The organism is Rhodopseudomonas rhenobacensis (assembly GCF_014203125.1).
In the GTDB taxonomy this organism is placed as follows: Bacteria; Pseudomonadota; Alphaproteobacteria; order Rhizobiales; family Xanthobacteraceae; genus Rhodopseudomonas_A; species Rhodopseudomonas_A rhenobacensis.
Window position 1 is genome coordinate 1 of the sequence record NZ_JACHIH010000057.1, and the last position, 10014, is coordinate 10014.

Consider the following 10014-nt stretch of genomic DNA (forward strand, 5'->3'; position numbering starts at 1 on the left):
GGTAACCTGCCTTGTGCGTACGAGTGCGGTCCAGCGACTGTTCGGTCGTGCGTGACAACGGCGATGGTCCCAGGCTCACCCACGGTTGTTGCCGGAGGGGTATCGGGCGTCATCGCCGCGCGCGTTGGCCGGTGGCCACCGCCCAACGCGCTAAGCCGCTTCCATCGCACATTTTGCTCAATGGGCAGATACAAGGGGGCGCCTCAACATAACGAGGCGCCCCCTCACCCGACTCGAACGCGCTACGCGCATTCGAGCCACCCTCTCCCCGCAAGCCGGGCGAGGGAAGAAGCCGCACGACTTCGATTCATTCGCTTTTTGCGTGAGACTGTTCGACTATCGTCGTCCCGTTGCAGTCGAACCTTAAATCCGGGGGCGGCGACCACTCGGCATCCGCGGCTTGCCGAGTTCACCTCGGCCGCATTCCCCTGTCCGCCGCAAGGAGACACCCATGATGACGTTCAGCGGCTTCGACGTGTTTTCAATCGCGCTGGTGGTGCTGGTCATTCTCACCCTGTTCGCCGGGGTCAAGACCGTGCCGCAGGGCTTCGACTGGACCATCGAGCGGTTCGGCAAGTTCACCCGGACGCTGTCGCCCGGGCTCAATTTGATCATTCCGTTCTTCGACCGGGTCGGCCGCAAGGTCAACATGATGGAGCAGGTGATATCGATCCCCGAGCAGGAGGTGATCACCAAGGACAACGCCACCGTGACGGTGGACGGCGTCGCGTTCTATCAGGTGTTCGACGCCGCCAAGGCGAGCTATGAGGTCTCCGACCTCAACCAGGCGATCATCGTTTTGACCATGACCAACATCCGTTCGGTGATGGGCGCGATGGACTTGGACCAGGTGCTGTCGCATCGCGACGAGATCAACGAGCGGCTGCTGCGCGTGGTCGACGCCGCGGTGTCGCCCTGGGGCCTCAAGGTCAACCGCATCGAGATCAAGGACATCGTGCCGCCGGCCGATCTGGTCGAGGCGATGGGCCGGCAGATGAAGGCCGAACGGGTCAAGCGCGCGGATATTTTGCAGGCCGAGGGCCAGCGGCAGTCGGAAATTCTCCGCGCCGAGGGTGCCAAACAAGGCCAGATCCTGCAGGCCGAAGGCCGCCGCGAGGCCGCCTTCCGCGACGCCGAAGCCCGCGAGCGCTCCGCCGAGGCCGAGGCCAAAGCCACCCAGATGGTCTCCGAAGCCATTGCCAAGGGCGACGTCGCGGCGTTGAACTACTTCATCGCCGACAAGTACATCAAGGCGTTCGGGCAGTTGGCGGATTCACCGAATCAGAAGATCATCATGTTGCCGATCGAAGCGATGAGTATACTCGGCTCGCTGGCCGGGATCGGCGAGATCGCCAAGGCGACATTCGGAGAAAGCGCCGCGCCCCAAGCCGCGGCGCGCCGCGGCTCGGTGCCGCCGAGCGGCGCGGCGGGGAACGGCCCGGCGGCGCCGCCGCGCTGAGGCGACGAGGCGGCCGGACGGCTGTATGTGTGAGTTGCGTGTGAGAGAGTAATGATGGGTCGTGGGGGCTGGGAATGACGGGTTTGTTGGTGTCGCTGGGCACCTGGAATTGGCTGATCTTCGGCTTCGTGCTGATGGGGCTCGAACTGCTGGCGCCGGGGGTGTTTCTATTCTGGCTCGGTCTCGCGGCGCTGTTGGTCGGCGGGCTGTCGTTCGTCACCGAGCCGTCCTGGCAGGCGCAGATCCTGGCGTTCGCGCTGTTCGCGATCTCCGCGGTGCCATTGTGGCGGCGCTTCGCGCGCGCGCGATCGAGCCAAGGCAGCAATCCTTTCCTCAACAAGCGCGCCGAAGGCCTGGTCGGCCGGGTGTTGACGCTGGAAAAGCCGATCGTCGACGGCGCCGGCACGCTGCGGATCGACGATACCGTGTGGCGGGTGTCCGGTCCTGACGCGCCGGCCGGCAGCCGGGTCAAGATCGTCGAGGCCGACGGCGCCAAGCTGACGGTGGCGGGGGCTTAGAGGTTAGCTTTGATTGGGTGCCTTCAACTAAAATCGAAGCCGTCATCCCGGGGCACGAGCAGCGACAGCTGCGAGTGAGCCCGGGATCCATATCCCCTGCAGGGAGTATGGATTCCGGACTTGCTCGTTCTTGCGAACTCGCAATCCGGAATGACAGACATTGATGTGGCCAAGTCGATCGATAGCGCCGACCCTACGGCGTCGCCACCACGCTCCACGAGGAGATCACCGCTTCGCTGATCTCGCCGGCGGCTTCGGCGCAGGCCAAGGCGCCGACCTTGACCGCGACCTGCTTGCCGATCAGCCCCTTGAGCTGCGCCGCTTGCGCTTCTGTAGTGGTGACCAGCTGGAACGTCACCGGCCCGGTCTCCAGATTGCACAGCCCGCCCGGCGCCGGCAGCCGGCGCGGCTCGCTGACCACCTGGAAGGTGGCGACGCGCTTGCCCTTGGCGCGGCTGCGCATCGCGTTGAGCTGGCCGGTCAACACGTCGCCGCTCCGGAGCGCCTTCTGCGCCAGCGCGTCGCTCGCGCCGCCCACGATCAACGTCATCGCCACAGCCAGCATCAGCCGGCGTCCCGCCTTTGGTCCGGTCATTGGTGATCTTTCGTTTTCTGTCAAAACAAGGTGCGCTGACGCATCGCCGCCGACAGCGTGCCTTCGTCGAGATAATCGAGTTCGCCGCCGACCGGCACGCCATGCGCGAGCCGCGTGACCTTGACGCCCGCTTCCATCAAGAGGTCGGTGATGTAGTGCGCGGTGGTCTGGCCGTCGACGGTGGCGTTCAGCGCCAGCACGATCTCCGAGACCTGCGGATCGTGCGCGCGGGCCACCAGCGCGTCGATCGTGAGGTCATCGGGGCCGACGCCGTCGAGCGGCGACAGCGTGGCGCCGAGCACGTGATAGCGGCCGCTCGAAGCGTGCGCACGCTCCAGCGCCCACAGGTCGGCGACGTCGGCGACCACCACGATGATCGACGGATCGCGCCTCGGATCGGTGCACACCGTGCAGGGATTCTGCGTGTCGATATTGCCGCAGACCTTGCAGACCTGGATCCGTTCGATCGCCACCTGCAGCGCGGAGGCGAGCGGCGCCATCAGTGCCTCGCGCTTCTTGATCAGATGCAACGCGGCGCGCCGCGCCGAGCGCGGACCGAGCCCGGGCAGCTTCGCCAACAACTGGATCAGACGTTCGATCTCCGGGCCGGCAACCGCAGCGGCCATGCTTACAGGCCGAGCCCCGGCGGCAGCGACAGCCCGCCGGTCAAGGCCTGCATCTTTTCCTGCATCGCGCTCTCCGCCTTGCGGTGCGCGTCGGCGAGCGCGGTGACCAACAGATCCTCCAGCACCCCGGCCTCGTCGGCCTTGATCAGCGAGGGATCGATCTTGATCGCCTTGACCTCCATCTTGGCGGTCATCCGCACGCTGATCAGCCCGCCGCCGGAAATGCCCTCGACCTCGATATGATCGAGCTCTTCCTGCATCGCCTTCATCTTGGACTGCAGCTGCGCCGCCTGCTTCATCATGCCGAGAAAATCAGCCATGATCCGTTCCTTCCGCTTGCAGAGTTGTTACTGGTCGTCGTTGTCGAGAGTGTCCGGCGAATCCTCGCCGGTGGCATCGGCTTCCGGCGCATCGGCGTCCGGCGTTTCGGCGGCGAGCCGGCGCACCTCCAGGACCTTGGCCCCGGGGAAGCGCGCCAGCACTTCCTGCACCCGCGGATCGGCCTCCGCGGCGCGTTCGCGTTCGTTCTGCTGCGCCAGCGCCTGCGAACGCAGCGTCGGCTGGCCCTGCTCGTTGGAGACGATCACGGTCCAGCGCCGGCCGGTCCATTGTTCAAGCTTGCGCGACAGCTCGTTGATCAGCGTGCGCGCCGCGCTACGCTCCATCGCGACCTCGAGCCGGCCGTCCTCGATCCGCACCAGCCGCACGTCGGCTTCCAGCGCGACGCGGGTCATCACGTCGCGCTTGGCGGCGGCGAGCGCTACCAATTCGGGAAAGCTGTTGATGGTCAGCACCGGCGCCGCCGCGGCAGCCGCCGGCTGCGCCGCGCTCGGCTGCGGACGCATTGATGCTTCGGCGCCGCCGCGCGGCACCGACGACATCCGCGCCGACGCCATCGCGCTCGCCGGCGAGCCCGATGATGATGAGGCCGATGATGATGAGGCCGACGCGACGTTGCGCGCCGAGCCGCTGGCTGCGGACGCCTGCGAATTGCCGCCGTCCTGCAGCATCTTGATGGCTTCGTCGGGCGTCGGCAGATCCGCCACATAGGCGATCCGTACCAGCACCATTTCGGCGGCCGCGGCCGGGCGCGTCGCGCCCTGCACCTCGGTGATGCCCTTGAGCAGCATCTGCCACATCCGCGACAGCACCCGCATCGACAGTTTCGACGCGAAGTCGCGGGCGCGCAGCCGCTCGGTCTCGCCGAACGCGACGTTCTCCGCGGTCGCCGGCACGATCTTCACGCGGGTGACGAAATTGACGAATTCGGCGAGGTCGCTCAGCACCACGACGGGATCGGCGCCGACGTCGTATTGTTCGCGGAATTCGCCGAACGCGCTGGCGATGTCGCCGGCGGCGAGATGCGCGAACAGATCGATCACCCTCGTGCGATCGGCGAGGCCCAGCATCTGCCGCACCGCATCGGCGCGCACCGTGCCGGCGGCGTGCGCAATCGCCTGATCGAACAGCGACAGCGAATCGCGCACCGAGCCTTCGGCGGCGCGGGCGATGATGCCGAGCGCTTCCGGCTCGACCTCGACATTCTCTTTGCCGGCGATGTTGGCAAGATGCGCCATCAACACGTCGGCCTCGACGCGGCGCAGGTCGAAACGCTGGCAGCGCGACAGCACCGTCACCGGCACCTTGCGGATCTCGGTGGTGGCGAACACGAATTTGGCGTGCTCCGGCGGCTCCTCCAGCGTCTTCAGGAAGGCGTTGAACGCCTTGTCCGACAGCATGTGGACTTCGTCGATGATGTAGACCTTGTAGCGCGCGCTGGTCGGCGAATAGCGCACGCCGTCGGTGATCTGGCGGACGTCCTCGATGCCGGTGTGCGAGGCGGCGTCCATCTCCAGCACGTCGATGTGCCGGCTTTCCATGATCGCCTGGCAATGCACGCCGGGCACCGGCATATGGATGGTCGGCGCGGTCACCGAGCCGTCGGGCATTTCGTAATTCAGCGCGCGGGCGAGAATGCGCGCGGTGGTGGTCTTGCCGACGCCGCGCACGCCGGTGAGAATCCAGGCCTGCGGAATCCGCCCGGTCTCGAACGCGTTCGACAGCGTGCGCACCATGGCATCCTGGCCGATCAGATCCTCGAAATTGTTCGGGCGATATTTTCGCGCCAGCACGCGGTACGGCGTGCCGGCGGCCGGCGCGGCGGCGAGCGCAGATTGAGCCGGCGCGGCGCCGGCGGGATCGCTCGGGGGAATGACGGGAGGGCTAGCGTCGGTCATCGATCGATCCGCAAGTGGTTGTCTCTCGGCGCCGGATTGCGGAAATGCTCGGACGGTTTCAGACCAACGCCGCCGGGCTGGAGCCCGGGGCTCGATCCGGCTCGAATGATGAAAGCGTCCACCCTCGATCGATCGGAGCGCTGAATTCGCTCGAAAAAACAAGCAAAAAACAAGTAGGAGACTGACGAGCGACCCGATCCGGACCTCGTTAGGGCTGCTTCCTTCCGGACCTGACCCGGTTGGCGAGTGGCTCGTCCACCGCCAATCTCCCGGGGCTTATTTGGAGCCAAATGCGCCGAAATGCAAGCGTGGCGACGCGGCCATTCGGTGTGTTAAAGCGGGCGCGAAATGCGCCGTCGTTCGAGCGCTGTTCGGCCCTCGAACGACGCGGCCTCACTCGTTCGGATCCCCGATGCCCGCTTCAGACTGGTCGCTGCACACGCAGCTGCAACAAGACACCATCGACATCGGCGATCTGCCGCTGTGCCGCGTGCTGGTGATCAAGGACGCGCATTATCCCTGGCTGCTGTTGGTGCCGCGCCGTGCCAAGGCTGCCGAAATCATCGATCTCGGCGAGGTCGAGCAGGCGCAGCTGATGACGGAAATCTCCCGGGTCGGCCGCGCGCTGAAAGACGTCACCAACTGCGACAAGCTGAATATCGCAGCGCTCGGCAATATGGTGCCGCAGCTGCATATCCACGTCATCGCGCGGCGCAGCAGCGACGTGGCGTGGCCGCGCCCGGTGTGGGGCGTGATGCCGCCGCTGGCGCACGACCCTGAGGAAGTGCAAAGCTTCATCGCCGAGCTGCGCCGCAAGATCTGGCTTGGTTGAACTGGGCGGCGTTTTCCGGCAAGCTTGCGACCAACCGCCGCAGCCACCTTCCCGGAAATTGCGAGCTTCGATCGCCACGGCGGCGCCAGCCTCGCGGACCAGCGCATGACACAACACGATTCGTTTCCGCTCGGCCAGCCGGCCTTCGTCACGCATGTGCTGGACCGCGCCGCGCATCTGCGCGCCGACGACGACACGCTGTTCAAATTGGAGAGCCGGGCCGACGCCCGCGCCTATGTGGTGCATCGCGATTCGCTGGTGACGGCGAACAACGGCGACGGCGTCCGCGCGCTGCTCACGATCGACGAGGCGCTGGGCTACGGCGCCAATGCCGGAACGATTTTTTTGGGGCTGCGCGATGGCGCGCCATTGTTCGGCATGGGCATCGCGGCGGCCGCGGTGGAGAAATTGCTGACCCGCGACGACGTCGCGGTCAGTGAGCTGCGCGGCATGGCGATGCAGGGCGCGGTGCCGGCCAACGAACTGTCGGCGATCGCGATGGCGAAATCGATGGTGAGCTGGCATCAGCGCCACGGCTATTGCGCCAATTGCGGCACCCGCACCGCGATGTCGCAAGGCGGCTGGCGGCGCGATTGCCCGAGCTGCAAGGCCGAACATTTTCCGCGCACCGATCCGGTGGTGATCATGCTGGTGACTTCGGGCGACAAATGCCTGCTCGGGCGGCAGAAGCATTTTCCGCCGGGGATGTATTCGTGCCTCGCCGGATTCGTCGAAGCCGCGGAAACTTTCGAAGACGCGGTGCGCCGCGAAGTGCTCGAGGAATCCGGCATTCGCTGCGGCGAGGTCGCTTACTACATGACGCAGCCCTGGCCCTATCCGTCGTCGCTGATGATCGGCTGCTCGGCGCAGGCCACCAGCGAAGACATCGTGGTCGACCACACCGAGCTGGAAGACGCGCGGTGGTTTGCCCGCGACGAGGCGATGCTGATGCATCATCGGCGGCATCCCGGCGGGCTGACCGGCGCGCATCCGTTCGCGATCGCGCATCACCTGCTCGGCCGCTGGCTGCACGGCCCGGCGTGAGCGGCGCGCCGTTGCGACAACGCGGTCGCGCCGGGCAACGCACCGCCGGATGCAACGTCATCGCCGCAAAAAAGCGCCGGGCGAAACGGAGAACTCCGTTTGCCCGGCTGGCTTCAAGTGATCGCGATCAAACGCCGATCAATAGCGGTGATGCCGCTTCTTGATGATCACCACCTTGTCGCCGCCGCGATGCATGCGCACGCCACGATGCATGCCGCGATCGTGGTGATGGCGCATCTCGGCGCGCGGGCCGTCGCGATAGACCTTCTTGATGACGGTGGTTTCCGCCGAAGCGATCGACGGAACGGCGAGTGCGGCGATGGTGAGAGCGGCGAAAGCATAGCGAAGCTTCATGGTGTCCTCCTTGGGGAATTGGTCGAGGGAATTCGTCGGGTGTCTGCGGGGAGGCAACACAGAAGTATGATTCGCGTTCCGCGAAACTTATAGCTTTGTACCTGAATGGATGTTCAGAAAAGCGCATTCTGATTGAGCATGGTCTGTTCCGAAAACCGGCCGCCACTTTTCGGGATCATGCTCTACTGCTCGAGAATCATCGTGCCGTTGGCGTATTCGAATCGCTTCAGCTTCGACAGGAACGACAGCCCGAGCAGATTCTCCGACAGCGCTTCGTCGGGCAGCACCAAGGCATCGACGTCGCGTACCAACAGCCCGCCGACGTCGACCATCGCCAATCGGGTACGCGCCGCCTTCACGGTGCCGTTGGCGGTGGTGACCGTGGCGTTGTAGTCGCCGCGCGCGGGGCGCAAGCCGAATTGCGCGGCGGAGCTTTCGTTCAACGCGATCACCGAGGCGCCGGTGTCGACCATGAAGCCGATGCGCTGGCCGTCGATGCGGCCGTCGGTCTGGAAGTGACCGCGGCGGTCGCGCGGAATGCTGACGCTGCGCACTGCGGCATTCGGCGGCGTTGCGGCGCCGACCGTGGACGAAGCGGCGGCCCGCGCGCTCGGCGGCGGCGTCATCCGATCGGCGACTTCCGCCATCGCGGTGCCGAGGATCACCATCAGCGCGGCAAAGATCATGATGTTACGCATCACGCATACTCACACTTACATCGACGCGAACAACGCAGCGCTATTTGATCATGGCGGGTCGCTGGCCGCGACTAACGCGGCGCGCCTGCTTCGGTTTTTGCGGAAAAGGGTGAGCGAAGCGTTAACGGCGGCGATGCGGTGCCGTCCTCGGCTCGCTTGACGTTCGGTCAGGTTGACCGAGCTTGGCCGCAAATGCGGTGCAGATCATTGAAGCGCTTACGCCCGACCCGTCATGGCCGGGCTTGTCCCGGCCATCCACGCCCACAAGCGACGCCCTGCCTGTTTCCGTAGATGGCCGGGACGAGCCCGGCCATGACGCGGAGAGGTGGACGATGTGTTGAGACGCCACCGTTGCAGAAGCCCGGTGAAAAGGCGCTCAGCCGCTCACGTCCCGCGCGGCTTGACCCGCCTTGTCGGCGGCGCGCTCGCCGGGTCCTCCGGCCAGGGGTGCCGCGGATAGCGGCCGCGCAGATCGGTGCGGACCGCCGCATAAGAGCCGCGCCAAAATCCGGGCAGGTCGCGCGTCACCTGCACCGGGCGCTGCGCCGGCGACAGCAGTTCCAGCACCAATGGCACCGCGCCGCCGGCAAGCGACGGATGCGTGGTGAGCCCGAACAATTCCTGCAAGCGCACGGCAATCGTCGGGCCCTGCCCGGCTTCGTAATCGATCGCCAGTTGCGTGCCGGTCGGCGCCTCGAAATGCGTCGGCGCCTCGCGCTCCAGCCGCGCGCGCAGATCCCACGGCAGCAACCCCATCAGCGCGTCGGACAATTCGCCGGCAGACAAATCCTTCAGCGCGGTCTTGTCGAACAGCGCCGGCACCAGCCAGGCGTCGCGCGCCTCGGCGAGCGCTGCGTCGGAGAGGTCGGGCCAAGAATTTTGTGAAGCGTCGCCCTCGGCCTTGCGTAAGAACATCACCCGGTCGCGCCATTGCTTCAGCGATTTCGACCACGGCAATTTGTCGAGCCCGGCGCTGGCGAGGCCATCGGCGAACACGCGCGCGGTCGCCTCCGACGGCGCCACCGCCATCGGCGCTTCCGACAGCGTGATGGCGTGCAGCGTGCGGCGACGCCGGCCGCGCAGCGCCAGCGCGGCGCGGTCGAAAGAAATATCGTCGACGGCGTCGATCTCGGCGGCGAAGCGGGTTTCGATCTCCTCGAGCGTGATCGGCGCAGCGAGCAGGATTCTGCCGTTGGCCGCGGTGCCGGTGAGTTCGGCCACCGCGATATAGGCCGCGCGGGCCAAGGCCGCGGTCCTGTCGATCGCCGCACCGCGGCCATTGGCCAGCACGAACGAGCCGTTGCCGCGGTTTTTCGCGACGCGATCCGGGAACGCCAGCGCCAGCATGCCGCCGGTGGTGAGTTCGTCAGCAATCGGCGTTTCGTTTTTTGCGTCGGCGGCTTGACGACGCGAGCGCGACTCCCCTGCGCCTTGCTGCGAGGCCACGGCCTCGCCGCGAGCACGGCGCGACTCCCCTCCCCCTTGCGGGGAGGGGTCGGGGGTGGGGGTGCCCCGAACCGAAGCCTTGCTCGTAGAGCCCCCCCCCCCCCCCCCCCCCCCCCCGGGGGGGGGGGGGGGGGGGGCCCCCCCCCCCCCCCCCCCCACCAAAGCCCCCGGGGGCCGCCCACAGGGGGAGGGGCGGGGCCCCGAG

The 10014-nt window shown here is 66.6% G+C and carries 10 protein-coding genes, 1 other RNA gene and 1 pseudogene; 4 read left to right on the forward strand and 8 right to left on the reverse strand.

Features of this window, described 5'->3' with window-relative positions; translation table 11 throughout:
• The first annotated feature begins 451 nt into the window (after positions 1–451).
• Both HNR60_RS23665 and HNR60_RS23670 read left to right on the forward strand, forming a co-directional pair.
• The gene (locus HNR60_RS23665) at positions 452–1459 is read left to right on the forward strand and encodes an SPFH domain-containing protein (RefSeq protein WP_184262850.1); all 1008 of its coding nucleotides are present in this window, start codon (positions 452–454) and stop codon (positions 1457–1459) included.
• A 74-nt stretch (positions 1460–1533) separates the two neighbouring features.
• Complete coding sequence (locus HNR60_RS23670) at positions 1534–1977, forward strand: NfeD family protein (RefSeq protein WP_184262852.1); 444 nt, start codon at positions 1534–1536, stop codon at positions 1975–1977.
• Positions 1978–2170: 193 nt separating this feature from the next.
• On the opposite strand, the gene HNR60_RS23675 is transcribed toward HNR60_RS23670, so the two are convergent.
• The 5 genes from HNR60_RS23675 to ffs form a co-directional block, all read right to left on the reverse strand.
• The gene (locus tag HNR60_RS23675) at positions 2171–2572 is read right to left on the reverse strand and encodes a hypothetical protein (RefSeq protein ID WP_430695035.1); all 402 of its coding nucleotides are present in this window, start codon (positions 2570–2572) and stop codon (positions 2171–2173) included.
• 20 nt (positions 2573–2592) lie between these two features.
• Complete coding sequence (gene recR, locus HNR60_RS23680) at positions 2593–3198, reverse strand: recombination mediator RecR (RefSeq protein WP_184262854.1); 606 nt, start codon at positions 3196–3198, stop codon at positions 2593–2595.
• A gap of 2 nt (positions 3199–3200) precedes the next feature.
• Positions 3201–3518, reverse strand: a complete 318-nt coding sequence (locus HNR60_RS23685) for a YbaB/EbfC family nucleoid-associated protein (protein ID WP_184262856.1) — start codon at positions 3516–3518, stop codon at positions 3201–3203.
• 27 nt (positions 3519–3545) lie between these two features.
• The gene (locus tag HNR60_RS23690; protein WP_184262858.1) at positions 3546–5435 is read right to left on the reverse strand and encodes a DNA polymerase III subunit gamma/tau; all 1890 of its coding nucleotides are present in this window, start codon (positions 5433–5435) and stop codon (positions 3546–3548) included.
• A gap of 173 nt (positions 5436–5608) precedes the next feature.
• Positions 5609–5705: signal recognition particle sRNA small type (ffs, locus tag HNR60_RS23695), an RNA gene on the reverse strand.
• Positions 5706–5847: 142 nt separating this feature from the next.
• Between ffs and HNR60_RS23700 the strand changes: the two genes are divergently transcribed.
• Together HNR60_RS23700 and nudC are read left to right on the forward strand one after the other, a co-directional pair.
• Entirely contained in the window at positions 5848–6267 is a 420-nt protein-coding gene (locus HNR60_RS23700) for an HIT domain-containing protein (RefSeq protein WP_184262860.1), read from the forward strand.
• Positions 6268–6372: 105 nt separating this feature from the next.
• Complete coding sequence (gene nudC / locus HNR60_RS23705; protein ID WP_184262862.1) at positions 6373–7311, forward strand: NAD(+) diphosphatase; 939 nt, start codon at positions 6373–6375, stop codon at positions 7309–7311.
• Positions 7312–7449: 138 nt separating this feature from the next.
• Here nudC and HNR60_RS23710 read toward each other — a convergent pair whose 3' ends face one another.
• The 3 genes and pseudogenes from HNR60_RS23710 to HNR60_RS23720 form a co-directional block, all read right to left on the reverse strand.
• Positions 7450–7665, reverse strand: coding sequence for a hypothetical protein (locus HNR60_RS23710; protein ID WP_184262864.1), 216 nt, complete (start codon positions 7663–7665; stop codon positions 7450–7452).
• Positions 7666–7847: 182 nt separating this feature from the next.
• Positions 7848–8363 (reverse strand): TIGR02281 family clan AA aspartic protease, encoded by a 516-nt coding sequence (locus HNR60_RS23715; protein WP_184262866.1) that lies wholly within the window; start codon positions 8361–8363, stop codon positions 7848–7850.
• 384 nt (positions 8364–8747) lie between these two features.
• Positions 8748–9914, reverse strand: a pseudogene (locus HNR60_RS23720) (ATP-dependent helicase C-terminal domain-containing protein); the annotation flags it as partial.
• Between the last annotated feature and the right edge of the window lie 100 nt (positions 9915–10014).